Origin of the sequence: Gordonia sp. L191 (genome assembly GCF_030077625.1) — a bacterium.
GTDB classification, from domain to species: Bacteria; Actinomycetota; Actinomycetes; order Mycobacteriales; family Mycobacteriaceae; genus Gordonia; species Gordonia polyisoprenivorans_A.
Genome location: NZ_CP125996.1, coordinates 3,332,790 through 3,357,700, shown reverse-complemented (window position 1 = coordinate 3,357,700; position 24,911 = coordinate 3,332,790). Strand labels below are relative to the sequence as shown.

The window sequence follows — 24,911 nt, the reverse complement described above, 5'->3', positions numbered from 1 at the left end:
AGTATCTTCCAGCCCGACAGGAGTGATGGACGTGACGAGGATCGTGATCATCGGCGGAGGCCCCGCAGGCTATGAGGCGGCGCTGGCCGCGGCCGCGTACGGCGCCGACACCACCGTGATCGACTCCGACGGCATCGGCGGTGCCTGCGTGTTGTGGGACTGCGTGCCCTCCAAGACGTTCATCGCATCCACCGGCATTCGCACCGAGGTCCGACGCGCCGTCGACCTCGGTATCAATCTGCGCACCGACGACACGGTGGTGACGCTGCCATCGATCCATCAGCGGGTTCGCGATCTGGCGTTCGCCCAGTCCGCCGACATCCGATCGCGACTCATCAGTGAGGGCGTCACGCTGGTCTCCGGCACAGCGGCCCTGGAAGGACCTCAGGTCGGGGTGTCCACGCACGCCGTTACCGCCACCCTCGCCGACGGCTCCACCCAGCGCTACGAGGGCGACGTCGTCCTGATCGCGACGGGTGCCTCGCCGCGTGTGCTGCCCGACGCGCAGCCCGACGGCGAACGCATCCTCACCTGGCGCCAGCTCTACGATCTCGAGGCGCTGCCCGAACACCTGGTCGTGATCGGCTCGGGTGTGACGGGTGCCGAGTTCGTGCACGCCTACACCGAACTCGGGGTCAAGGTGACGCTGATCTCCAGCCGGGACCGCGTGCTGCCGCACGAGGACGAGGACGCCGCACTCGTGCTCGAGGAGGCACTCGCCGAACGTGGCGTCGAATTGGTCAAGCATGCCCGCGCCGACAAGGTCGTCCGTACCGGCGACTCGGTGACCGCCTACCTCGCCGACGGCCGCAGCGTCACCGGATCGCACGTACTGATGACCGTCGGATCGGTTCCCAACACCAACGACCTCGGCCTCGACCGCGCCGGTGTCGAGACCCATCGCGGCGGCTACATCACCGTCGACCGCGTTTCGCGGACATCGGTGGCCGGCATCTACGCCGCCGGTGACTGCACCGGATTGTTCCCGCTCGCGTCGGTCGCGGCCATGCAGGGCCGGATCGCGATGTACCACGCCCTCGGCGAAGGCGTGAGCCCGATCAAACTCAAGACCGTGGCCTCGGCGATCTTCACCCGGCCCGAGATCGCCACCGTCGGGGTGTCGCAGAATGCCATCGATTCCGGTGAGTATCCGGCGCGCACGGTGATGCTGCCGCTGGCCACCAACCCCCGCGCCAAGATGAGTGGGCTGCGCCGCGGCTTCGTGAAGATCTTTTGCCGGCCCGCCACCGGCGTGGTGATCGGCGGTGTGGTGGTCGCACCCAACGCGTCCGAACTTATCCTGCCGATAGCTCTGGCGGTGCAGAACAAACTGACCGTTTCCGATCTGGCACAGACGTTCTCGGTGTATCCGTCGCTGTCGGGTTCGGTGACCGAGGCGGCCCGTCAGCTCGTGCGTCACGACGACCTGGACTGACCTGGTCCCACGGGTGCTGCTCCCACGGGCTCTCCGTGCGTCATCGGCTCCGATCCATGCACAGGTGTCCGATTCGTCCTGCTGGGCTGCTCGCGGGCCGGTAGGGTCGCTCACGATGCCGACGAGGTGGTGGGGGAGACAATGCTGGGGGAGACAGGGTGACCGGCGACGGCGATCGCAATGCCCGGCGCAGTGGTGAGCGTCCGGCGGACTGCGGCAGCACCGACTGGGGGTCGATGTCGATCACCGAGATCCTGACCATCATCTCCTCGATGAAGCAGGGCGCCGCTCAGGGTGACGCCGACGCGGTGCTCGTCGCCATCGAGAAAGTGGAAGGGATCGCCCACGCCCTGTTGAACGGCTTCACCGACGACGGGGTGCTGATGGGGCAGGCAGCACGGGGTGCGGTCGACGCCGCTCTCCGTCTCGGGGGCGAGATGTCGGCCAGTGTTGCCGACGCGCGCGGTAGGGCGGCGGCAATGACCGAGGCGGCGGGCATCCTCGGCGCGACGCATGGTCAGAAGCCGCTGCTCGAGGCATACCGGATCCGGTTGCAGGATCATCCCGAGGATGCCGCCGCGGTCCGTTCACAGGTGCGAAGCATCATGCGGGGTACCTACGGCGGACCGATTGTCGGTGCCGCCGCCGCATTGCCCAGTCCCGCAGGCCCGATCGGCACCGACTCGTACGCAGGTGTGGGCGGTGGTTCCAGCTCTGCCGACGGTACGTCGACATCCGGATCGGGACCGTCGGGCCAGCAGTCGGCGTCACTCATCGACGTCGACGACACCGGACCGGCAGGCCCCGGGGGCGGACCCGACGACGGCGGCCCGACGGGCGGTGACACCCCGACCACTGCCGTTCCCGCAGCCGGCCCGGCATCGACGACCGGTGGTGGCGGTGGGTCGGGCCCGTCGGGAGCCGGTGGCGGCGGCAACAACCCGTCGGCGTTGACCCGAGGCGGTCTCGGTAGCCCGGTCACGCCGGGAGGGGCGGTACCGGCCACGGGTCGCGGCACCGCCGGTGGTTCCGAGGGCGCCACCGCGGGTGGAGCCGGACTTCCCGAGGGCGTGATCTCGCTTCCACCAACCGCTTTCGCCCCACCACCGACCTTGGCGGGTACTCCTGGGGCCGGCGCGGCCGGTGCCGGGACACCAGGATCTCCGGGCGGCGGGATGCGGCCGACCACCGGCCCCGGCGCCGGCCCGGGGGCAGCCGGCGGCGCCCGTTCACGCGACACCCGACATCGTCCCCCGCATTACCTCAACGACGGCGAGAACGGGCGCGAGATCGTCGGTGAGCTGCCGCTGGTCGGTCCACCGGTGATCGGTGACTGGTCTCCGCAGGCGCTTGCGCCGACCGTCGACGATTCCGGATTCGAGGCCGTCGCATTGCCGATCAGTGACCGCGGCTCGGCATCGCCGGTGGCCGGTCGGCCCGGCGAGGTCGCCGGAGGATCGGAGTCGTCGGAAGAAATGGATTCAGCTGTCCCACCGACTGATTCGCCATCACGGCCGGAGCGCTGACTCGATGGCGGTTCCGGGATCGGCGCGACGCGTCGATCGACTCGGTAATGGGGCGGTGGCCGAACTCGTCGGTCGCGTCGGGGTGGGCGACGTCGAGGATTGCCTGCGGATGCTGACGGTGACAGTCGTCGACATCGTCGACCTGGGTGGTGAGCCGGTTGTGCGTGAGGTATTGACGCAATGGCGTGAGCAGGGCCGGGTCTCGCCCGCGACGCGCTCACAGCTCGCCGCGGTGATGACCAGACATGAGGTCGACGCGGCTTTCGCCCATCGTTCTTCCGACATCGACGGCCAGCGGCTCTCGTTCGTCAAAGCGCGTGCTCTGCACTGTCTTTCGATTGCGATCGATTCGGCGACCGGACATACCGAACGGCTCGGCGAAGCCGCCTACGAGGCGGCCGCGGCGATGGGTGGGACGGCCGGGGTGGTGGCCGTCCTCGTCGAGTTCGCAGCCTGATCACCCGTGTTGGACACGCTCACGCCAGGCCGTAGCTGTGTTCCACCGCGCGATTCCATTCGCCGTACAGACGGTCGCGCTCAGGGGCTTCCATCGCCGGATTCCACCGCGTGTGTTCATTCCAGTTCTCCCGGATCTCGTCCTCGCCGTCCCAGTAGCCGACGGCCAGACCGGCTGCATAGGCGGCACCGAGTGCGGTGGTTTCGTTGACCACCGGCCGGATGACGGGGACGTCGAGGATGTCGGCCTGGAACTGCATCAACAGGTTGTTGACCACCATTCCGCCGTCGACCTTGAGTGTCGACAACCGCACCCCGGAATCGGCCTGCATCGCCTCGATGACCTCTCGAGTTTGAAATGCGCTGGCCTCCAGCGCAGCTCGCGCAATATGTCGCTTGTCGGCGAAGCGGGTCAGGCCGGTGATGATGCCCCGTGCGTCGGGCCGCCAGCGGGGTGCGAACAGACCGGAGAATGCCGGCACGAAGTAGACGCCGCCGTTGTCGTCGGCTTGTGCCGCGAGCTTCTCGACGTCCGCGGCCTCGCTGAACAGCCCGAGATTGTCCCGGAGCCACTGCACCAGCGACCCGGTCACTGCGATCGAACCCTCGAGTGCGTAGCGCGGCGCGGCGTCGCCGATCCGATAGCACACCGTCGTCAGGAGCCCGTGATCGGAGAACACCGCCTCCGTTCCGGTGTTGAGCAACAAGAAGTTTCCCGTGCCGTAGGTGTTCTTCGCCTCGCCCGGAGACAGACATGCCTGCCCGAAGGTCGCCGCCTGCTGGTCGCCGAGAATACCCGCGAACTGCACGCCCGGCAGTGAACCATGTTCGCGCAGTGACCCGTACACCTCCGACGAACTACGGATCTCGGGTAACGATTCGACGGGGATGCCCATATCCGCGCAGATTTCCTCGTCCCAGGTCAGGGATTGGAGGTCCATGAGCATGGTGCGTGAGGCGTTGGTGACGTCGGTGATGTGCCGGCCGCCGGCCGGTCCGCCGGTCATATTCCACGCGATCCAGGAATCCATTGTGCCGAAGCAGAGTTCGCCGTTGCGTGCACGTTCGGCCACGGCGTCGACGTTGTCGATGAGCCAGCGCATCTTCGGTCCGGCGAAGTAGGTCGACAACGGCAATCCGGTGCGGGTGCGGTATCGGTCGACGCCGGCATCACCACCGAGTTCCTCACACAGCGCGCCGGTGCGGGTGTCCTGCCAGACGATGGCGTTGTGCAACGGCTCGCCGGTGGAACGGTCCCAGGCGACGGTCGTCTCGCGCTGATTGGTCAGCCCGCAGGCGACGATGTCGTCGACATTCAGGTCGGCCGACGCCAAGGCTGCGGCCACCACGCGTCGCGTGTTGCGCCAGATCTCCGCGGGATCGTGCTCGACCCACCCGGCTCGAGGGAAGATCTGGCGGTGTTCGAGTTGCTCGACGGACACGACCCGGCCGCGGCGGTCGAAGACCATCGCGCGTGTGGAGGTCGTGCCCTGGTCGATGGATGCGACATATCCCGAGGTGCTGGCCACGCCGCCAGTGTCGCACGCGGTGCCCCACGCCGAGATCAATTACGCTGACGGACTATGAACTCCGAGTTCAATCCCGATCGACCTGCCGATATGGGCCCGCTGCACCGTGCCGAGGCGTGGCGGCGGTTATCCGAGGAGCAATTCGACATCGTCGTGATCGGCGGTGGTGTCGTCGGGGTGGGAGCTGCGCTCGATGCGGCGACCCGGGGATTGCGGGTTGCGCTCGTCGAGGCCCGCGACATCGCCTCCGGTACGTCGAGCCGGTCGTCGAAGATGTTTCACGGTGGGCTGCGCTACCTCGAACAACTCGAATTCGGTCTGGTCCGCGAGGCCCTGGCCGAGCGGGAACTGTCGTTGCGGCTTCTCGCACCGCACCTGGTGAAGCCGCTTCCGTTCTTGTATCCGCTGACGCGGCGGGTGTGGGAACGGCCGTATGTTGCTGCCGGGATCTTCTTGTATGACCGGATGGGTGGTGCCAAGTCCGTTCCGGGACAACGACATGTGACGCGGTCGGGTGCGCTGCGGGTTGCGCCTGCCCTCAAGCGCGACTCGTTGATCGGCGGCATCCGCTACTACGACACCGTGGTCGATGACGCCCGCCACAGTCTCACGGTGGCGCGGACAGCGGCGAACTACGGTGCGGTGATCCGCACGTCGACGCAGGTGGTCGGGTTCTTGCGGGAGGCCGACCGGGTGATGGGCGTGCGTGTCCGTGACAGTGAGACCGGCGATACCGCGGAGGTGCGTGCGCACTGCGTCATCAACGCCGCCGGCGTCTGGACCGATGAAGTGCAGGCACTTTCGCATCAGCGCGGGCACTTCCGGGTGCGCGCGTCCAAGGGCGTCCACATCGTCGTTCCCCGGGACCGGATCGTCAGCGAAACGGCGATCATCTTGCGTACCGAGAAGTCGGTGCTGTTCGTCATCCCGTGGGAGACACACTGGATCATCGGCACCACCGACACCGACTGGAATCTCGACCTCGCGCACCCGGCCGCCACCCGGGCCGACATCGACTACATCATCGACCGGGTCAACGAAGTGCTGGTCACCAAGCTCACCCACAACGACATCGAAGGTGTCTATGCGGGTCTGCGGCCGCTGCTCGCCGGTGAGGACGAGTCGACGTCGACATTGTCGCGGGAGCACGCGGTCGCGCGGGTGGCGCCCGGGTTGGTCTCCATCGCGGGCGGCAAGTACACGACCTATCGGGTGATGGCTGCCGACGCGGTGGACGCGTGTGACGACTACATCCCGACACGGGTCGCGCCGTCGATCACCGAACGCGTTCCGCTGCTCGGCGCCGATGGCTACTTTGCGCTCATCAATCAGTGTGAACATCTCGGGAAGCGTTTCGGCCTGCATCCCTACCGGGTTCGACGACTGCTGAATCGGTACGGATCGCTGATCGACGACGTGCTGTACTACGCCGATGCTGATCCCTCGCTGCTGCGCCCGTTGGCGGCCGCACCGCAGTATCTGCGCGTGGAGGTCGTCTATGCGGCGATCGACGAGGCGGCACTGCATCTCGAGGACGTTCTGGCCCGCCGTACGCGGATTGCCATCGAGTATTCGCATCGCGGCGTCGGTTGTGCCCAGGAGGTCGCCGAACTCCTCGCGCCGATACTCGACTGGGACGCCGAGCGCATCGCCTTCGAGGTGGAGACCTACAACGCGCGGGTGGCTGCCGAGATCGCCTCGCAGCAGCAGCCCGACGACGCCTCGGCCGATGCGTTGCGCGCCGCGGCGCCCGAGTCCCGCCAGGAGATTCTCGAACCGGTGCCTGTACCCGACAACTGACGGTGCGTCTGCTTTGCCGGGACCTTTGCCCCTGTGGCCGGTGATGCCGCGGAGGGACAATGGGTTATGGGAAAAGGAGAGGTCATGGTGGACAACCCGGTTCAGGAGCTTCCCGTCGACGAGGCCTGGGCATTGCTCGCCTCCAAGGAAGTCGGACGTCTTGCGGTGAGTGTCGGGGGTCAGCCCGACATCTTCCCGGTGAACTACTACGCCGGCGAGAAACGCATTCTTTTCCGCACCGGTGAGGGAACCAAACTGTCGGAGCTCGTCGTCAATTCCCACGTGGCCTTCGAGTCCGACTTCTATGGTGACGGTGCGACCGGATGGAGTGTCGTCGCGAAGGGCTCGGCACGAATTCTATCCCGCGGTGACGAAATCGCCGCTGCCGACGAGTTGCCGCTGCAGCCGTGGATTCCGACGATCAAGTACAACTATGTCGAAATCACGGTCGACGAGATCTCTGCTCGCCGATTCCAATTCGGCCCCGAACCGGAGCGCTACCCGGTCTGAATCACACCATCGGGGGAACCGTTCCCACCCCGGGGCGTCGTGTCCGATGGCCGTCCCATCCCGGTGGTCGAGGTGCCGAGGAGCGCAAGCGACGAGCCTCGAGACCCCTTGTGCCGATAGGTTTCCGGGCCATCGTGTCCCGAATCCAGCTTCGGTGCAAGCGGTCTCGAGGCTCGCCGCACGCGGCTCACACCTCGACCAGCGGGGGGACCGTTCCCATCCCGGGGCGTCGTGTCCGATGGCCGTCCCATCCCGGTGGTCGAGGTGCCGAGGAGCGCAAGCGACGAGCCTCGAGACCTCTTGTGCCGAAGGGAGTCCGGTCCACTGGCGGCACCACACCTCGACCATCGGGTGGGGTTTGTCTCTATGGAGTTCTCAAAGATCAGATGCGGTCCCGGCGATGCCGGGGGCGGGAATCAGGCTGCTGCGTCGTCGAGTCGCATGGTCCGGCGGTGATACGACGGTATCAGTCGTCGTTTCGGATCCACAGTGGCGGGTGGGATCAGCCAGGGGTGTCGGTTGAATCCCATGATGATGTCCCAGCCGTGGTGGTGCACATCGTCGTGGCAGCTGGTGCACAGGAGGCATCCGTTGTCGAGGTCGGTGGGACCACCATCGGCCCAGTGCTGCACGTGGTGTCCTTGGCAGCGTCCGGCGTGGGCACCGCATTTGATACATCCACGGTCACGCACCAACAACGCTTTCCGTTGTCCGGGGGTGAAGAAGCGTTTCTCTTCACCAACACTGAGCGGTACACCGTTGGGGTCGAGGATGATCTTGGTGATGGTGGTGTCGCACGACAACATTTTCGCGGTGGCTTCGGTGATGGCACCCATGTTCTGCAAATCGCCGCCGAGTGCCGGGTTGTCCGCCGACCACGTCCACAACAGGCCGTTGGTCGGTTTCGCTGAGAAGGTGGTGTCCGCCAAACCTTGTGCCGCGAGTTCGACGATCGTTTCGAACGCGGCGGCACAGATCTGTTCGGGTGTTCGCGGATCCGGCGACCCATCCGGCTGAGGCTTCGGCGCCGACAAGGTCTCCATCAACGTGCGTGTCTTTTCCCCGGCGACGATGTCGAGGTTCGCCGAGATTTCCAGCCGTCCGTCGTCGGTGATGCGGTCGGTGTAGGAGTTGATGTTCTTGTCCTCGGCGGCCGGTAACCCACCCGGAGTTTCCGCGGCGAGCTCGTTACCCAACTGTCGTGCGTAGAGGTTGATCTCGGCGGGTGTGAAGCCGGCGAAGTAGTGCGACAGCAGTTTCCGCAGGTATTCACACCGGTGGACGGTGTCCATGGGTTCGGGGGACCGGGTGTCGATGTGCGCCAACCCGCACACGATGGCGTCGGTATGTTCCGACGAGATGGACCCGTCAGCGGCGTGCGCCAACAACAGATCAATGTCGCTGGTGGCCGAGATACGCACGTACCGACCTGCGACCGAGGGTGCGAAGCCCATGCTGATCAACAGTTCTCGGAGTCGGGTGGTTTTGTGGTCGGCGACGCCCAGTCGGTCCAGTTCGCCGGTGAGGGTGGTGGCGTGGTGATCAACCAGGTTCCGCAACAACAGGACTTGTTTCATCGCGCCGAAAGCTTGGGGTCCGGTCATCTCCGGATTCCATTGCAGGTCGCTGAGTTGGGTGACGATGGTGGCGAAGACTGCCTCGGCGTCAACAGATTCCGCGTCAAGAATGGTAATGGTGTCGATCATGGGCCCCTCCCCGGTGGCTGATCGGTGTGAGGGGTCCAGTGTACCTCGCCAGGGTGTTCGATGCAAGGGGTGTTTTGGTGAATTCTGTTTGTGGACAACGTGTTTCGGCGCCGATTTTCTGTCGGTGGGGTGTGGTAGGGGCGCGGCTTTCGCTCGTTTCGGTTTCGATGTGGTTGGGGGGCTTGTTGTCTCGCCGGGTCTCGAGGCCCGGCGCCTGGGGCGCCGTGCACCTCGACCATCGGGGGAAGGGTTCTCGGCTGTCGGGCCGGGTGGAGTGCTTGACCATGGGGGAAGGGTTCTCGGCTATCGGGCCGGGTGGAGTGCTTGACCATCGGGGGAAGAGTTCTCGACGGTCGGGTAGGGCGGGTTGCTAGGCCATCGGTGAGGGCGGATTGTTCAGCATTGGGGGGCAGGGGTTCTCGACCATCGGATAGGGGGTTGTTCGACGTTCGGGGAGGGTGTGTCGACATGGGACAGGGCGCACCGACATCGGGGGGGCGGCGCAGTGACGTCAGGGAGTACGACCGGGCCATTGAGTGGAGCGAGTCCTCGGTGGAACGATGGTCAGGACTGGCAGTGGGGACACCAGTAGATGACCCGGTCCTCGCCATGAGGGCCGAAAAAGCCGCGGCGGATAAGGGTTCCGCATCGGCGGCAGGGGCGACCGCGTCGGCCGTAGACATAGACGCGGGCGTGCGGGCCGGTGGCGCCGGTGGTGGTTCGCGCGGTGCGCATCCGGTTGGCCCAGAGGACGCGGTGGGCGAGATCGACGATCGCGGGAACGTCGACGTCGGCGACCGGTCGTTCGGGGAGAACGCCTCGGAGAAAACATAATTCGCATCGGTACTCGTTGCCGACGCCGGCCATCAGGTGTTGGTCCAGCAGTGCCAGGCCGATCGGGGTGTCCGGGTGTGCTTCGATGCGGCGTACGGCTTCGGCGGCATCCCACTCCGCGCCGAGCAGGTCGGGGCCGAGGTAGGCCAGGTCGGACTCCGGCGCGGTGAGGAGTTCGAGGATGCCGAGCGCGAAGCCGACTGCCTCGGTAGTCTCGGTACGCAGTACGACTCGCGCCTCGTGACCGGGCCGCCGCCATTTCGCGCCGCGCGCATGCACATCCCAGATCCCCTCCATCTTGAGGTGCGAGTGGATGCTGACGGGAACGTCGAGGTCGTCGCGGGACACGTCGATCAACAAGTGCTTGCCGCGCGAGCGGACATCGGTGACCGACCCGCCGGTCAGATCCCGGGTCGCCAGCCGAGGAACCCGGAAGTCGGTGTGGGTGAGTACCTTTCCGGCCAGTGCGCCCCGTAGACGGGCGGCAGCCCGGAAGACGGTGTCACCTTCGGGCATGGTGTCCGTACCGTAGGCGTAGACCGCGTGGTGTGGTCGAGAAGCCGGCGTCGACGAGGATCGTAGCGAGGTCGGACCGCAGTGATTCGGCACCGTCGATCTGATCGATCGCCAGCCGCGACATCCGACCGTCGTGTACGACTCCGGCCAAAGCCTGCGCTGCCGAACGCAATACGCTCTCGCTGTCGTCGAAGGTCAGGACGGTCTTTCCGCCGCGTTCGACGTAAATCGTGAGCGCACCGTTCACCAGTACCACCAGCGCACCAGGCTTGCGCCCGGGTCGATGGCCGCTCTCGGGGCGTTCGGGCCACGACAGGGCGGCACCGAAGGGATTCGCCGGGTCGGTGGCGGCGAGGACGACCGCGGTCTGTGCCGAGTCATCCCGATGGTCGAGGGTGTGGCGTCGTAGTTCATCGACGGTCGCCGGGGCGGCAAACTGCGCTCCGCCGAGTCCGTCAACGTAGTACCCGCGGCGGACGAATCCATTGTCCTCGAAGATGTTGAGGGCCTTGTAGATCCGTGCGAATCCGCCGACCACCCCTTCGGCGACGACCGCGCCGCGCGTCACCACGCCGTACCGGGTCAGCAGTTGATCGCACAGGACCTGGGTGGACACGGTCGGGTCCGTGGCGCGATCGGGCAGGGTGAACCAGCGACCCGCCACGGTGGCGGGGGTCGACACCGCCGGAGTGGTCGAGATCAAATGGCGGGTCGTGAGTCGCGACGAGCGTAGTCGGGGAGCGCGGGCCCGGGAGCGGTGCGCCGGGGCCGTGCGTGATCCGCCGGACGATCGCGGCGTGAGCAGCGCACGTACCGGCGCGAACGAGTCGTTCGACAGACGACCTGACCACACGAGATCCCACAGTCCCGATTCGACCTCCGCGGTGATCGAGGTGGTCGACGCGGCTGCGGTCGCGTCGAGGTCGGTGAAGTCGCCCACGAACTGTGCGAATCGCAAGCCGCCGGAACCGGTGAATGTCTCCACCAGGCGTCGATGCACCTCGGTCGTGTCGATCTCGTCGGGCTCGGGAAGGAGCACCTCGGCGAGATCGGCCGGGCACAACCGGATCCAACCGTCGGCACCGCCGATGCGTCCGGCGCCCGACCAGACCACCTCACCGGAACTGAGGAGCTCGTCGAGCATGGCGGGGCTGTAGTCGGCGACGCGCGACGGCAGGATCAACGATTCCCATGCCGACGCCGGAAGCGGTAGACCGGCAAGCTGATCGATCGCCACCGACACCCCGTCGACCCCCGTCAGCCGATCATCGTGGTCGCCACGGCCGGCCTTGCGTGGTGCCACGTGCTGCCACCCCACGAGGAAACGCGACAGGGTGGCGTCGTCGACCGGCTCGATCTCGGCGCGGCTCGCGGCGAGCGATCCGCGCCGGATCTGGCCGAGCACATCGCTGTGACACCACTGGGTACCACTCGCCTCGGGCAGGAAGTCGCCCTCGATGACCTTGCGTTCGCCGGCCATGCGTACCAGCACGTCGCGGATGACAGCGACGCCGAGCCCGAGTGAGTCGGCCGCCTCGTCGACGGTGAACGGACCAAGTGTGCGGGCGTAACGGTGTACGAGGTCGCCGACCGGGTCGGCGACCTGTTCGAGAAACGCCGCGGGAACCCCGAGCGGAGCGGGTACGCCCAACGCGTCACGCAGCCGAGCGGTGTCCTCGATCGCGGCCCAGAGCGCACGTCCCCGTTGGCTCACCGAGATGATGGCGCCGTCGCGGTGCAGAGCGGCGAGAACCGTTGCCGCGTCGACCGGTTGGGCGCCTGCAGGTACCGCGTCGGGGTCGTTGCCGCGGTATCGGGCATCGACCTCCTCGGTGGTCAGCGGCCCGAGCCAGCGCAACAGATCGACCACGTCCTGGGCATCGCGGGCATGCCTCGACGGTTCGAGTCGTTGCAGGCGGTTGGTCACCTCCGTGATCACTCCCGGGTCGAGGAGTTCGCGCAGATCGACACGGCCGAGGAGCTGGGCGAGCAGGGCGGTGTCGAGAGACAGTGCCGCAGCACGCCTTTCGGCGATCGGCGCGTCGTCGTTGTACATGAAGGCACCGACGTAGCCGAAGAGCAACGATGCCGCGAACGGCGACGGTGACTCAGTCTCGGTCTCGACGACCCGCACCCGGCGGGTGGCCACGCTGCGCAGCAGGTCGATCAGCGCGGGCAGGTCGTAGACATCCTGCAGGCACTCCCGGACGGCTTCGAGCACGATCGGGAAATCCGGGAATTGCGAGGCCACGGCCAACAATTGCGCGCTGCGCTGACGCTGTTGCCACAGGGGCGCACGCCGACCGGGATCGCGGCGGGGTAACAGTAATGCGCGGGCGGCGCACTCGCGGAACCGTGAGGCGAACATCGACGACTCGGCGAGCGCGTCGGTGACGAGTTGCTCGATGTCATCGGGGTCGATGGTGAACACCGCAGCGCCCGGCGGGTTGTCGTCGGTGTCGGGGAGTCGCACGATGATGCCGTCGTCGGAGGCGGTGACGGCGCCGTCGAGGCCGAGTGTTGTCTTCAGGCGCGCGGAGATGGCCGACGCCCACGGCGCATGGACACGTAAGCCGTACGGGGAGTGCAGGATCAGCCGCCAGTCGCCGAGTTCATCGCGGAACCGCTCGACGACCAGCGTGCGGTCGGTGGGCAGATGGGTGGTGGCCTCGCGCTGTTCGGCGATGAGCGCACCGAGGTTGTCGCGGGCGTAGGTGGTCAGACCGAGCTCGTCGGCGCGGCGATCGAGTTCGGCGGGATCGGCGATCTCACCGGTGAACCGGCCGATGGCGGCGCCGAGTTCGGCCGGCCTACCGACGGCGTCACCGATCCAGAACGGCAAGCGCCCCGGTTGCCCGAACGCCGGGGTGACCAACACACGGTCGTGGGTGATGTCCTCGATCCGCCAGCTGGTGGCTCCGAGCGCGAAGACGTCGCCGACGCGTGACTCGTAGACCATCTCCTCATCGAGTTCGCCCACCCGCGTTTGTTTCTCGCCGACCATGAACACACCGAACAACCCACGGTCCGGAATGGTGCCACCGGAGGTGACGGCGAGCCGCTGGGCGCCGCGACGTCCGATGAGCACGTTGCGTTCACGGTCCCAGGTGACGCGTGGACGCAGTTCGGCGAATTCGTCGGACGGGAATCGTCCGGAGATGAGATCGAGGGTCGCCTCGTACACGCCGCGGCCGAGCTCCCGATACGGTGCACTGCGGCGCACGACCTCGAACCATTCGTCGACGTGGAGTTCGTCGATCGAAGCTGCGGCGATGGTCTGCTGGGCCAGGACGTCGAGCGGGTTGGTGGGTACCCGCAGTTCCTCGATCTCACCCTGCCGCATGCGCGACACCGCCACGGTGCAGTGGATGAGGTCGGTGCGGTGTTTGGGGAACAGCACGCCCTGACTGATCTCGCCGACCTGGTGCCCCGCCCGGCCGATGCGTTGCAGACCGCTGGCCACCGACGGCGGCGCCTCGACCTGGACGACGAGATCCACTGCGCCCATGTCGATTCCGAGCTCAAGCGAACTGGTGGCCACCACACATCGCAACCGGCCGGTCTTGAGTTCGTCCTCGATCTCGGCGCGCTGCTCCTTGCTGACCGACCCGTGATGTGCCCGGGCCAGTAGGGTCGTGGCCGCCGAGGACGCGCCGCTACCCATCACCATGGCCGGAGCGCCCCCGGCGACCCGCGGGTTGGCTGCGGCGGGCACCGCGGCCTGCGAGCTGCGGGATTCGGCGATCTCGTTGAGCCGTGCGGTCAGTCGCTCGGCGAGGCGACGGGAGTTGGCGAACACGATGGTCGTGCGATTGGCCTCGATGAGATCGACGATCGCCGATTCGACGTAGGGCCACAGCGATCCCGCGGTCGGGGAGAACGCGTCGTCGAGATCCTCGGAACCAGGTGCGTCCGGGGGCGGCGGGATGTTGGCCATGTCTTCCACGGGCACGTCGACGCGAAGATCGAAGGTCTTGCTCGCGGGTGGACGCACGATCGTGCACGGCGCGGCACCGGTCAGGAAGCCCGCGACCACCTCGGGTGGGCGAACCGTCGCCGACAATCCGATGCGCTGTGCGGGCGTCTCCAACAACTCGTCGAGACGCTCGAGGGACAGCGCCAGATGGGTGCCGCGCTTGGTGCCGGCCACCGCATGGACCTCGTCGATGATCACGGCCTCGACGCCGGTCAGTGTCTCCCGCGCCGATGACGTCAGCATCAGGTACAGCGACTCCGGGGTGGTGATGAGGATGTCCGGGGGTGTGCGTACCAGGCTGCGGCGGGTCGCGGCGGGCGTGTCCCCGGATCGCAGGCCGACGGTGATCGCCGGCTCGGGATCGCCGAGTTCCTGCGACGCGCGGGTGATGCCGGTCAGCGGTGCACGCAGGTTGCGTTCGACGTCGACGGCGAGGGCCTTGAGCGGTGAGATGTAGACGACTCGGGTGCCGCGTGCCCGATCCGGGCGCGCCGCGAGCCGGTCGAGGGCCCACAGGAATGCCGAGAGGGTCTTGCCCGAACCGGTGGGGGCGATGACCAGCGTGTGGTTGCCGTCGGCGATCGAGGACCACGCCCCGGTCTGAGCGGCGGTCGGCTCGGCGAAGGTGCCGCTGAACCAGCGCCGCGTGGGCGCGGTGAAGCGATCGAGGACCGACGGCGAAGCCATTCACCCATCATCCATGCCCCCTCCGACAAATCGCAGTGGCGGTGTTCTGCTCGGTTTGTCCGATGGGTCGTGCCGGTCACATTTGCCGGGTATAGAGTTCTCGCCAGATGCTGACGGAAACCCGGTGTGAGTCCGGGACGGTCGCGCCACTGTGGGCCGGGTAGGGGAGTCACCCCGCCCGACGAGTCAGGATTCCGCCGAGCATCGATCCGACAAGCGCTGGGACGCGTCATCCCACGAAAGGACCTCCGAATGGTTGCAACCACCCACCAGAACAAGGCACGGGCCCTCGCGGTACCCGACCTCTCCGTCGCGTCGGCAGCCCTGTGGCTGACCGCCACCTTCATCCTCGCCGCGATGGCCTACTACTTCATCGGTTACGACCAAGGTGCCTGGTCGGTGTTCGGCAACGACACCCACATCCATGAATTCGTGCACGACTCCCGGCACTTCCTCGGCTTCCCCTGCCACTGATCGAACGAGCACGGGAGACAACCGAACATGGAGAAGAAATTCATCGGCGCCGGCCTGCTGTCAGGACTGGTCGCCGGGATCGTCGCCTACGTTTTCGCTCGGATCTTCATCGAGCCGCAGGTGGCCAAGGCCATCGACTACGAGGACGGACGCAGTGAGGCCGAAGAGGCCCTGATGACCGCGCACGGGCACGGCGGCCACGAGCACGGCGCCGAGGTGTTCACCCGCTCGGTGCAGGAGAACATCGGCGCGGGTGTGGGGACCATCGTGTTCGCGGTGTCGATGGGCGCGTTCTTCGCGATCGCGTTCACGATCCTGTGGACCTATCTGGCACATCACCGCGCCGGAGCCGACCCACGATGGGCTGCGGCCCTGATCGGGCTCCTGGGCTTCGTCGCGGTCTTCGGGGTGCCGTTCGTCGCGTATCCGGCCAACCCGCCGGCCGTCGGCGACGACGACACCATCGGTGCCCGGTCGACGGCGTATCTCACCCTCACGGTCATCTCGGTGGTCGCGGTGATCGCGGCGGTCGTGTTCGCGCTGTGGCTGCGGCAACGCTGGGGAGGGCTCGCGGCCACGCTGGCAGCCGCGATCGGCTACCTGGTGGTCGTGACCATCGCGATCGCGCTACTGCCAGAATTCCACGAGGTTCCCGAGCCGGTCATGAACGGCGACACGATCGTCTTTCCCGGATTCCCGGGCGCGGTGATCGGCGATTTCCGGGTGTACGTGATCGCCAATCAGGTGATCCTGTGGACCGTGCTGACGACGACCTTCGCGGGCATCATGAGCTGGCTGAGCCGGTCGGGCTCGTCTCAGCGGGCGGCGACGCCGGCTGCGGTGCACAGCTGATTTCTGTACTACCGTCCGCCTCGCGCACACGTGCGGGGCGGACGTGGTGCGTTCGTGGGTGAAGGCGGGATCAGGTCAGGATGCAGTCACCGCAGACGGCGCCCCGATCGCCGGTGACCCGATAGATCAAACAGCAACTGCGGCGGCGGAATCCCGGTCCCGCGCGTAACCGCCCGTCCTCGACACGGGGCTCGGCGAGAACATCGTCGGCCGCGGCGACGGCGAGAGCGCCGTGTTCGGGGCGCGCCGTCGCGATGAGTCGGGCGGCACTGTTGGTCGCCGAGGCGACGTTGCCCCACAGCGTTCGCCCACTCACCCCGAATCCGTCGCCGACGGCGTCGGTGAGTGCGCCGACGATTCCGTCGGCAAGGTTGGGCCCGACGTCGGTCGTGGCGGTGGTGACCGACAGCGGATACGGCCCGCCCAGTTCGTCCTGCCACCAGAGGTCCTCCGCCGCAACCGAGATCGGCGGTTCGTCGAGCGCGGCGACGGCGATCATCGGAGCGATGAGACGGGCGACGAGTCCGAGGTGGGTCACCGACGCGGCCACCCTCTGCTCGACGGGTGCCGCGGCGCCCGCCCCGAGTGCGGACCGCACGCGTTCCACCCGCGCCTCCAGCATGTGCGCGTCCTCGATGAGATCGGCCATTGTGAGCCATGGGGCATCACACCGCTGCCCGCGGGCATGCGTGCGGACGGCGAAGAAGGGGCCGAGGTCATCGAGAGTGGTCACTGCCGGATGAGCGTAGCCGCTCGCCGGACGGCGCGACGTGCACGAGCGACCGGCGCCCGACGTCCCGGAGATAAAGACACAACATTGTCGTTCTGTGTCTTGACGCTGATCGTGACGGCTGACACAGTTGAACTGAAACAAGTTCTCATGGCAGCCGACGGTGCTGTCCGATGATCCTGCGAGGTATCGATGTTCGAGTGGTCCGAAGAAGATCTGATGGTGCGCGACGCCTTGCGGGCATTCATCGACAAGGAGATCCGCCCGCACATCGACGAACTCGAGACCGGTCAGCTCCCGCCCTACGACATCACCCGAAAGCTGTTGTCCACCTTCGGTGTCGACGCGATGGCCAAGGATGCGCTGGAAAAGGAACTCGAGGCCGAGGCGGCCGGTGAGAAGCCCTCGGGCGGCGGTGGCGGAGCCGGCATGGCCGGATCGATGTTCATGATCGTCAACATCGAACTGGCCGGGGTTTGCCTCGGTCTCGTCGGCTCGATGGGTGTCAGCATGGGTCTGACGGCGTCGGCGATCCGGGGGAAAGGCACCCTCGCGCAGAAGAAGCGGTGGCTGCCCGAACTGGTCACCATGGAGAAGGTCGGGGCCTGGGCGATCACCGAACCCGATTCCGGCTCCGACGCCCTCGGCGGCATGAAGACCACCGTGCGCCGTGACGGCGACGAGTATCTGCTCAACGGGCAGAAGACCTTCATCACCAACGGCCCGTCCGCCGACACCATCGTCGTCTTCGCCAAACTCGATGACGGCTCGGACACCCCGATGCGCGATCGCAAGGTGCTCTCGTTCGTCCTGGACAAGGGCATGCCCGGACTCACCCAGGGCAAGGCGTTCAAGAAGATGGGCATGATGAGTTCGCCCACCGGCGAGCTGTTCTTCGACAACGTCCGCCTCGGCCGGGACCGGCTGCTCGGAGAGACCGAGGACACCGGGTCCGACGCCCGTGGCTCCGAGGGTGCGAAGTCCGGGTTCACCGCCGAACGCATCGGGATCGCGGCGCTGTCGATGGGCATCATCAACGAATGTCTGCGTCTGAGTGTCGATTACGCGAAGAACCGCAAACTGTGGGGCCAGGAGATCGGCCGCTTCCAGTTGATCCAGCTCAAACTCGCCGAGATGGAGGTGGCGCGGATCAACGTGCAGAACATGCTCTTCAGTGCGATCGAGCGGGCCAAGGCCGGTAAGCCGCTGAGCCTGGCCGAGGCGTCGGCGATGAAGCTCTACTCGTCGAAGGCGGCGACCGATGTCGCGATGGAGGCCGTGCAGCTCTTCGGCGGCAACGGCTACATGGCCGAGTACCGCGTCGAACAACTTGCGCGCGATGCCAAGTCGCTGATGATCTATGCTGGCAGCAACGAGATCCAGGTGACCCACGTCGCCAAGGGGCTCCTGGCCTGACGGGCGGTGGACGGGCCACCGGGTCACCTCCGGGTCACCTCCGGGGGGCCGACACCGTCGGCCGCGAATGGCCCCCGACGATCGGTGGACCGAGACGATCTGTGCAGCAACGAGAGTCGGTCTCGGTCACCTCACGCGCCGGTGAACACCAGCACGATCAGCGCGATGTTGAGCAGCACGATCATCGCCGACGCCACGGTTGCCAGGATTCGTAGCGGCCAGCCGTCGGCGAACTCGCCCATGATCGAGCGGTCGGCCGTCAGCCGGCCCAGGGGGATGATCGCGAACGGGATGCCGAAGCTCAGCACCACCTGTGAGAGCACCAGTGCCCAGGTCGGATCGATCCCGATCGCGAGAACGACCAGGGCGGGGATCAACGTGACCAGTCGGCGAACCAGCAGCGGCACCCGCTTGTGCAGAAGCCCGGCCATGATCGCCGCACCCGCCGACGACCCCACCGAGGTCGCGGCCAGGCCGCTCGCGAGCAGACCGATCGCGAAGACGGTCGCCATTCCCGGCCCCATCGAGTCGGCCACGGCATGGTAGGCGCCCTCGATGGTGTCGGTGCCCTCCTTACCCAGCAGATTCTGTGCGGCGAGGAGCAGCAAGGCGATGTTGACGGCGCCTGCGATGGTCAGCGCGATCACCACATCCCACCGGGTGACGCGCACGAGTTTGCGTCGCCGGGGCAGACTCTCGGTGACCCCGTGGCGATCTATGACCAGCGCCGAGTGGACGTAGATGGCGTGCGGCATCACCGTCGCACCCAACATCGACGCCGCGAGCAACACCGTCTCGGGTCCCTCGAGGCGGGGGATCATCCCGCCGAGTACATCGCCGGCGGTCGGCGGGTTCACCACGAGCCCGGCGAGGAAGCCGACCACGATGATCGCCAGCATGCCCACGATCACCGACTCGAAGACGCGTTGGCGGCGAGGGTTCTGCAGCAACAACATCAGGGTGGAGATGACGCCCACGATCACCCCGCCCAGCACAAGGGGCAGATCGAACAGCAGTTGGAGGGCGATCGCACCGCCGAGGACCTCGGCGAGGTCGGTGGCAATCGCCACCACCTCGGCCTGAACCCAGAATGCTTGGCGTTTGCGGCGACTCAGCCGCTCCCCGAGGAGACCGGGCAGGCTGCGGCCGGTGACGATGCCGAGTTTGGCCGACTGGTACTGGATGAGCATCGCGATGAGATTGGCGACGACGAGCACCCACACCAGCAGGAAGCCGTAGCGCGCGCCCGCGGTGATGTTGGCGGCCACGTTGCCGGGATCGACGTAGGCGATGGCCGCGACGAAGGCCGGACCGAACAGCGCCACGTGACGCAGCGGGCGCATGCGACGACCGCGGATGCGGCCGCGCGTCGACTCGGCCTCCGATCCGCTCTCGCGGGTGTCCACTTGGCTCACCAGCCCAATGTGGCACACCGACGGCCGGTGATCAAGTGAGGCGAAACAAAAAGTTCGGGCGGCCGAAAATTCATGCCCGACCGAGTCGCCAGATCCGGTCACGGGACATCGGCGTCTCGTACGGGCGGGCGCCGATGGCGCGCCGAATGGCGTTGGCCAGAGCTGCCGCCACCGGATTGAACGGCGACTCGCTCATCGACTTCGCGCCGTAGGGCCCGAGGCGGTCGGAGGTCTCGGCGAACATCACCTCGGTGACCGGGATGTCGGCCATCTGCGGTACCCGATAGGTCCGCAGAACCGGTGTCAGCGGTACGCCTTTGCCGTCGAGCATGATCTCCTCGTACAGCGCCGAGCCGATGGCTTGCGCCACACCGCCCTCCACCTGGCCGAGGCACTGCTGGGGATTCATCACCGTGCCCGCGTCGGCGGCGTGCACCGACTGCAGGATCGCCACCGCGCCGGTCTCGGTGTTCACCGCGACCCGAAAAGCCTGGACGTTGAACGCGATCGAGCGCAGATCGCCGCGTTCGATGCCGGTGGCCACGGCGCGCGGTCCGGTCGCCGAGTCCTGACGGTGCTCGGCGTAGATGGCGGCGATCAGCTCGCCGAAGCCGAGCACCGTGGCGTCGACGACTGCTCCGTCCGGGCTCAGGCGCACCTCAGTGGCATCGCGGCCCGACAGCCTCGTGGCCGCCTCGACCAGCAGTTCGCGCAATCGCAGGGCCGCGCCGAAGACGGCCTTGCCGGCCACCGTGGTGCCGGCCGACGCGAACGCCCCCGTGTCATAGGCGGCGGCGTCGGTGTCGCCGTGGCGCAACGATACCCGGGACAACTCGGTGGACATCGTGCTCGCCACGATCTGCGCCTGCACGGTCGTGGTGCCGTTGCCGAATTCGGCAGTGCCCGAACCGATGTGGTAGCGGCCGTCGGCGTCGACAGCCACCGTGACGGTGGCATGGTGCCCGCGCGGGGCCATCGTCGCGATGGCGGCCAGCGCCATACCCTCGCCGACCCGCCACTGCGGACCGGCCGGCGCGGCCACACCATTGCCGCGTGCCAGGGCGGCCTGTGCGAGGTCCAGACACTGGTCGAGACCGTAGCTGCCGTACACCAGGTCGTCCTCGGGCTCGGGGTGGGCGATGAGCAGCGGATCGCCGTCGGCCACCGCATTACGTCTGCGCAGCTCGAACGGATCGATGTCGAGCGTCAGCGCCAACTCGTCCATCGCACTCTCGATCGCGAAGATCACCTGTCCCAACCCGTATCCGCGGAACGCACCCGACGGTGGATTGTTGGTGTAGACGACCTCGGCGTCGATCCGCTTCACCGGGCAGTTGTAGACCGACACCGATTCGGCGCACGCATGGAACATCACCCCGATCGCGTGGTTGCCGTAGGCGCCGGTGTCGGACAGGACGTCGACCTTCATCGCGGTCAGTCGCCCCGTCTCATCGGCGCCGAGTTCCACCCCCACCCGGAACGGATGCCGGTAGGTGGTGCGCGTCATCTCCTCCGTGCGCGTCATCTCGTAGGCGACCGGCCGGCCGGTGCGCAGGACGGCCAGCGCGACGAGATCCTCGGTGAGCAGTTCCTGTTTGCCGCCGAAACCACCACCGACGCGTGCCGCGAAGACCCGAATCCGCTCGGGCGGCATCTCGAGCAGTAACGCGAGTTCGTCGCGCACCAGGAACGGCACCTGGGTGCTGGTCCGCAGCACCAGACGGCCGTCGTCATCGATCCAGCCGAGGGTCCCGTGGGTTTCCAACTGGGCGTGCGACACCCGCCCGGTTTTCCACGTACCGCCCACCCGCACCGCCGAGTCCTGCAGTGCGGCAACAACGTCACCACCGAACCCGTCGTGGAATGCCGCGATCACGTTGCGGCCGGCATCGACGACACGATCCTCGGGAGTGCGGTCGGGATGCACGAGTGCCGCGCCCGGCAGCCGGGCCTCCTCCGGATCGAACACGGCGGGCAACAGCTCGTAGGTCACCTCGATGAGGCGACACGCCTCCTCGGCGGCCGCCGCGGTGTCGGCGACGACGGCGGCCACGCGCTGACCGACGAATCGCACCACCGGATCGAGGACGAGGGTGTCGTCGGGATCGTCGTCGCGGGACTCGTGCCGGGCGGTGGAGAACCGTCGGGTGCTCACGTTCTCGTGGGTCAGGATGAGCGAGATGCCGGGCACCGACGATGCCGCCGCGGTGTCGATGGCGGTGATCCGGGCGTGCGGATGCGGGGAGCCGAGTACGCGCAGGAACTGCGTACCGGGCACGTCGATGTCGAAGGTGTACGGCTCGGTGCCGGTGACGACGCGCTGCGCGGCAAGGGGATTGGCGGACGCGCCGACGCCGCACGAGGTCGCACAGGTTTCGGCGGCTTTCGGGGTTTCCGAACAATGGGCGCGTTCGGTTCGGGCGACGCCGTCGCGGATGGCGGCGTCGACGGCCCGATAACCGGTGCAGCGGCACAGGTTTCCCTTCATCCGCCGCGGTAGGTCCTCGAGGTCGGCGGGCTCGAGGGTGGACGCGGTGACGATCATCCCCGCGGTGCAGAAACCGCACTGGAACCCGAAGTTGTCGACGAAGGACTGCTGCATGGGATGCAGAGCGCCCGGGGTGCCCAGGCCGGACACGGTGGTCACCGACGCGCCGTCGGCGCGCACCGCCGGAAAGACGCACGAGTGCACGGGTGTGCCGTCGACCAGCACCGAGCATGCGCCGCAGTCGCCGGCGTCGCAGCCCTTCTTGACCTCGAAATGGCCGTTGTCGCGCAACAGGGTTCGCAGGCATTGGCCCGGGCGGGGCCGGGTGTCGACGGATTCGCCGTTGATCTCCATGTGCACGGTCACCACCCCCGACCGGGGTCGGCGGCGAGCTCTGCCCGGATCTCGTCGGCGAACACGGCGCTGACCGCGCGGCGCCAGTCCGCAGAGCCGAGCGGGTCGGTGTAATAGCCGGGCGCGGAGTCGATGTCGGCGCGCAATACCTCCGCATCGGGCAGCGTCGGATAGCGCAGTACCGTCGGCCACCCGGTGGCCGCGGTGATGCCGAAGAGCGCGGTGCCGTCCTCGTCGACGCGTCCGGTGACCACCGCACCGGAGCGCCCGAGCTCGGCGAGCGCGATCTTGCGCATGCCGGTGCGGGCACGCAACGCGTGGCCCGGAAAATCGATGGCGCGCAGCACCTCTCCCGGTGCCAGCGTGTTGGTTCCGTTGCCGGTGACCAGTTCGGCCACCGGCACGCGGCGCTCACCCCAGCCGGGACACCAGATCAGTGCCTCGGCATCGAGGGCGACGGCCAACGACACCATCGACGCGGCCGCGAACGAGCGGCAGATATTGCCGCCGACGGTGGCCACATTCCAGATCTTGAACGACGCCAACAATGCTGTCGCACACTGGAAGAACAGGGGGTGGGCGCGCCAACCGGGCCGCTCGGGCAACGAGGCGAGAGTCGCGATCGGGCAGGTGGCCGCGACACGAAGACCGCCATCGGGCAGATCCTCGACGTCGGACCACCCCATCCCGGTGATGTCGACGACTCCGGACGCGTCCACCTGCGGCTCGCTGAAGAACCACGTTCCGCCCGCGACGATCCGCTCACCGGGAGCCAGCGCCAGGTCGTCGCGCGTGTGTGCGTGTCGATACGAGCTGATGGTGTTGAGGTCCACGACTCCTCCTATCCGGCCTTGTCCAGCAGGCGACGATGCTCGGCGGCACAGTCGGCGGCCACCGCGTCGAGGTCGGCGGTCACCAGGTCGTTGTCGGTGACGATACGGCGCCCGCCCACCCAGGTTCCGCGAATCGGTGGGATGGCGCCCAGGACCAGGGCGGCGACCGGATCGTCGATACCCGCGTGCGCGAGTCCGCTGATGTCCCACAGCACGAGATCGGCGAGTTTGCCGACCTCGATCGACCCGATCTCCTTGTCGCGCCCGAGGACCCGGGCGCCACCGAGGGTGGCCAACTCGATCGCGGTGCGGGTGGTCAGAGCGGTCGGGCCGCCGCGGGCGCGCGCCATCAGCACCGCCTGATGCGCTTCCTCGAGCAGGCGCGCCGACTCGTTGGAGGCCGCGCCGTCGACGCCGAGTCCGACGGGTACACCGGCATCGACGAGCTCACGGGTGCGGCAGATCCGGTTGCCCAGACGGGCATTGGAGGTCGGGCAGTGCGCGACCCCGGTCGAGGTGGAGGCCAGGCGTGCGATCTCGTTGTCGGCGAATTCGATGCCGTGCGCGAACCATACGTCGTCGCCGACCCACCCGACCGACTCCATGTACTGCAATGGGGTACAGCCGAAATGCTGGTCGCAGTAGGTGTTCTCGTCCGGCGACTCGGCCAGATGGGTGTGCATCCGCACACCGAGTTCGCGTGCCAGCGTGGCGGACTCGCGGAGCAGGTCGGTGGTGACGGAGAACGGGGAGCACGGTGCGAGAGCGATCCGCAGCATGGATTCCGGGCTCGGGTCGTGCCAGCGTGCGACGGCGTCGGTGCAGGCGGTGAGGATCTCGTCGATGCCCTGCACCACCGAATCGGGCGGCAGTCCGCCGTCCTTCTCCGAGAGGTCCATCGATCCGCGGGTCGGATGGAATCGCAGGCCGATGGTGGCCGCGGCACCGATCTCGGCACCGAGGAGATCACCGCCCTCCCGGGGAAAGACGTAGTGGTGGTCGGTGGTGGTGGTGCAGCCCGACATCACCAGCTGGCCGATGCCACCGAGAGCGGCGGTGTGCACCGCGGTCTCGTCGATCCCGGCCCAGATCGGGTAGAGCGTCGTCAGCCATTGGAACAGGGTGTGATCGGCGGCCAGCCCCCGGGTGATCCACTGGTAGAGGTGGTGATGGGTGTTCACCAGGCCCGGGGTCAGCACGCAGCCGCTGCCGTCGACGTGGATCACCTCGGCGGGCAGGTCGTCGATCGGGTCGGTGGACACCGCGGTGATGGTGCCGCCGTCGATCAGCACCGATGCCGACGACAGCTCGCGGCGGTGCTCGTCGACGGTGATGACGTGTGCGTTGTGAATGAGGGTTCCAGCCACCGCCACA

Annotated in this window: 17 protein-coding genes and 1 riboswitch; of the genes, 8 read left to right on the top strand and 9 right to left on the bottom strand. The window is 67.4% G+C overall.

The window, feature by feature from the left end; genetic code table 11:
- Positions 1 to 31: 31 nt before the first annotated feature.
- The 3 genes from QNM97_RS15150 (at position 32) to QNM97_RS15140 (ending at position 3,418) form a co-directional block, all read left to right on the top strand.
- Positions 32 to 1,435, top strand: coding sequence for an NAD(P)H-quinone dehydrogenase (locus QNM97_RS15150; protein WP_283819217.1), 1,404 nt, complete (start codon positions 32 to 34; stop codon positions 1,433 to 1,435).
- Positions 1,436 to 1,593: 158 nt separating this feature from the next.
- The gene (locus tag QNM97_RS15145) at positions 1,594 to 2,961 is read left to right on the top strand and encodes a hypothetical protein (RefSeq protein WP_283819216.1); all 1,368 of its coding nucleotides are present in this window, start codon (positions 1,594 to 1,596) and stop codon (positions 2,959 to 2,961) included.
- A gap of 4 nt (positions 2,962 to 2,965) precedes the next feature.
- A complete protein-coding gene (locus QNM97_RS15140) occupies positions 2,966 to 3,418 on the top strand; it encodes a hypothetical protein (RefSeq protein WP_283819215.1) in 453 nt (150 codons plus the stop codon).
- 19 nt (positions 3,419 to 3,437) lie between these two features.
- Here QNM97_RS15140 and glpK read toward each other — a convergent pair whose 3' ends face one another.
- The gene (glpK, locus tag QNM97_RS15135; RefSeq protein ID WP_283823215.1) at positions 3,438 to 4,886 is read right to left on the bottom strand and encodes a glycerol kinase GlpK; all 1,449 of its coding nucleotides are present in this window, start codon (positions 4,884 to 4,886) and stop codon (positions 3,438 to 3,440) included.
- Between the two features lie 114 nt (positions 4,887 to 5,000).
- On the opposite strand from glpK, the gene glpD reads away from it, so the two are divergent.
- Positions 5,001 to 6,746: a glycerol-3-phosphate dehydrogenase gene (glpD, locus tag QNM97_RS15130; protein WP_208795666.1), complete on the top strand. Its 1,746-nt coding sequence runs from the start codon at positions 5,001 to 5,003 to the stop codon at positions 6,744 to 6,746.
- A gap of 84 nt (positions 6,747 to 6,830) precedes the next feature.
- Entirely contained in the window at positions 6,831 to 7,256 is a 426-nt protein-coding gene (locus QNM97_RS15125; protein WP_006367485.1) for a pyridoxamine 5'-phosphate oxidase family protein, read from the top strand.
- A gap of 416 nt (positions 7,257 to 7,672) precedes the next feature.
- Here QNM97_RS15125 and QNM97_RS15120 read toward each other — a convergent pair whose 3' ends face one another.
- The 3 genes from QNM97_RS15120 to QNM97_RS15110 form a co-directional block, all read right to left on the bottom strand.
- Positions 7,673 to 8,962, bottom strand: coding sequence for an HNH endonuclease (locus QNM97_RS15120; protein ID WP_283819214.1), 1,290 nt, complete (start codon positions 8,960 to 8,962; stop codon positions 7,673 to 7,675).
- A 564-nt stretch (positions 8,963 to 9,526) separates the two neighbouring features.
- On the bottom strand, positions 9,527 to 10,312 hold the full coding sequence (locus QNM97_RS15115; protein WP_283819213.1) for a DNA-formamidopyrimidine glycosylase family protein: 786 nt from the start codon (positions 10,310 to 10,312) through the stop codon (positions 9,527 to 9,529).
- The gene (locus QNM97_RS15110) at positions 10,299 to 14,975 is read right to left on the bottom strand and encodes an ATP-dependent helicase (protein WP_283819212.1); all 4,677 of its coding nucleotides are present in this window, start codon (positions 14,973 to 14,975) and stop codon (positions 10,299 to 10,301) included. Before QNM97_RS15110 ends, QNM97_RS15115 begins: the two co-directional genes overlap by 14 nt.
- 56 nt (positions 14,976 to 15,031) lie before the next feature.
- A riboswitch (cobalamin riboswitch) is annotated at positions 15,032 to 15,192 on the top strand.
- A gap of 35 nt (positions 15,193 to 15,227) precedes the next feature.
- Between QNM97_RS15110 and QNM97_RS15105 the strand changes: the two genes are divergently transcribed.
- Together QNM97_RS15105 and QNM97_RS15100 are read left to right on the top strand one after the other, a co-directional pair.
- Positions 15,228 to 15,449: a CbtB domain-containing protein gene (locus QNM97_RS15105; protein WP_014359551.1), complete on the top strand. Its 222-nt coding sequence runs from the start codon at positions 15,228 to 15,230 to the stop codon at positions 15,447 to 15,449.
- A 27-nt stretch (positions 15,450 to 15,476) separates the two neighbouring features.
- The gene (locus QNM97_RS15100; RefSeq protein ID WP_283819211.1) at positions 15,477 to 16,301 is read left to right on the top strand and encodes a CbtA family protein; all 825 of its coding nucleotides are present in this window, start codon (positions 15,477 to 15,479) and stop codon (positions 16,299 to 16,301) included.
- Between the two features lie 70 nt (positions 16,302 to 16,371).
- Here the strand turns inward: QNM97_RS15100 and QNM97_RS15095 are convergent, their stop codons facing one another.
- Positions 16,372 to 17,034: a (2Fe-2S)-binding protein gene (locus tag QNM97_RS15095; protein ID WP_283819210.1), complete on the bottom strand. Its 663-nt coding sequence runs from the start codon at positions 17,032 to 17,034 to the stop codon at positions 16,372 to 16,374.
- A 189-nt stretch (positions 17,035 to 17,223) separates the two neighbouring features.
- Here QNM97_RS15095 and QNM97_RS15090 point away from each other — a divergent pair, with 189 nt between their 5' ends.
- The gene (locus tag QNM97_RS15090; RefSeq protein ID WP_283819209.1) at positions 17,224 to 18,447 is read left to right on the top strand and encodes an acyl-CoA dehydrogenase family protein; all 1,224 of its coding nucleotides are present in this window, start codon (positions 17,224 to 17,226) and stop codon (positions 18,445 to 18,447) included.
- A gap of 131 nt (positions 18,448 to 18,578) precedes the next feature.
- Here the strand turns inward: QNM97_RS15090 and QNM97_RS15085 are convergent, their stop codons facing one another.
- The 4 genes from QNM97_RS15085 to QNM97_RS15070 all read right to left on the bottom strand — a co-directional run bounded on the left by QNM97_RS15085 (position 18,579) and on the right by QNM97_RS15070 (position 24,910).
- Positions 18,579 to 19,862: an Nramp family divalent metal transporter gene (locus QNM97_RS15085; protein WP_283819208.1), complete on the bottom strand. Its 1,284-nt coding sequence runs from the start codon at positions 19,860 to 19,862 to the stop codon at positions 18,579 to 18,581.
- A 70-nt stretch (positions 19,863 to 19,932) separates the two neighbouring features.
- Positions 19,933 to 22,710 (bottom strand): molybdopterin-dependent oxidoreductase, encoded by a 2,778-nt coding sequence (locus QNM97_RS15080; RefSeq protein ID WP_283823214.1) that lies wholly within the window; start codon positions 22,708 to 22,710, stop codon positions 19,933 to 19,935.
- A 2-nt stretch (positions 22,711 to 22,712) separates the two neighbouring features.
- The gene (locus tag QNM97_RS15075; protein ID WP_283819207.1) at positions 22,713 to 23,537 is read right to left on the bottom strand and encodes an FAD binding domain-containing protein; all 825 of its coding nucleotides are present in this window, start codon (positions 23,535 to 23,537) and stop codon (positions 22,713 to 22,715) included.
- An 8-nt stretch (positions 23,538 to 23,545) separates the two neighbouring features.
- Positions 23,546 to 24,910 (bottom strand): 8-oxoguanine deaminase, encoded by a 1,365-nt coding sequence (locus tag QNM97_RS15070; RefSeq protein WP_283819206.1) that lies wholly within the window; start codon positions 24,908 to 24,910, stop codon positions 23,546 to 23,548.
- Position 24,911: the final 1 nt, after the last annotated feature.

What these genes read in the sequence shown, in the direction of transcription:
- QNM97_RS15100 (WP_283819211.1), top strand. Translation starts at nt 15,477, where the DNA reads ATGGAGAAGAAATTCATCGGCGCCGGCCTGCTGTCAGGACTGGTCGCC.
- QNM97_RS15115 (WP_283819213.1), bottom strand. Translation starts at nt 10,312, where the DNA reads ATGCCCGAAGGTGACACCGTCTTCCGGGCTGCCGCCCGTCTACGGGGC.
- QNM97_RS15140 (WP_283819215.1), top strand. Translation starts at nt 2,966, where the DNA reads ATGGCGGTTCCGGGATCGGCGCGACGCGTCGATCGACTCGGTAATGGG.
- glpK (WP_283823215.1), bottom strand. Translation starts at nt 4,886, where the DNA reads ATGGTCTTCGACCGCCGCGGCCGGGTCGTGTCCGTCGAGCAACTCGAA.
- QNM97_RS15120 (WP_283819214.1), bottom strand. Translation starts at nt 8,962, where the DNA reads ATGATCGACACCATTACCATTCTTGACGCGGAATCTGTTGACGCCGAG.
- QNM97_RS15105 (WP_014359551.1), top strand. Translation starts at nt 15,228, where the DNA reads ATGGTTGCAACCACCCACCAGAACAAGGCACGGGCCCTCGCGGTACCC.
- QNM97_RS15125 (WP_006367485.1), top strand. Translation starts at nt 6,831, where the DNA reads ATGGTGGACAACCCGGTTCAGGAGCTTCCCGTCGACGAGGCCTGGGCA.
- QNM97_RS15110 (WP_283819212.1), bottom strand. Translation starts at nt 14,975, where the DNA reads ATGGCTTCGCCGTCGGTCCTCGATCGCTTCACCGCGCCCACGCGGCGC.
- glpD (WP_208795666.1), top strand. Translation starts at nt 5,001, where the DNA reads ATGAACTCCGAGTTCAATCCCGATCGACCTGCCGATATGGGCCCGCTG.
- QNM97_RS15090 (WP_283819209.1), top strand. Translation starts at nt 17,224, where the DNA reads ATGTTCGAGTGGTCCGAAGAAGATCTGATGGTGCGCGACGCCTTGCGG.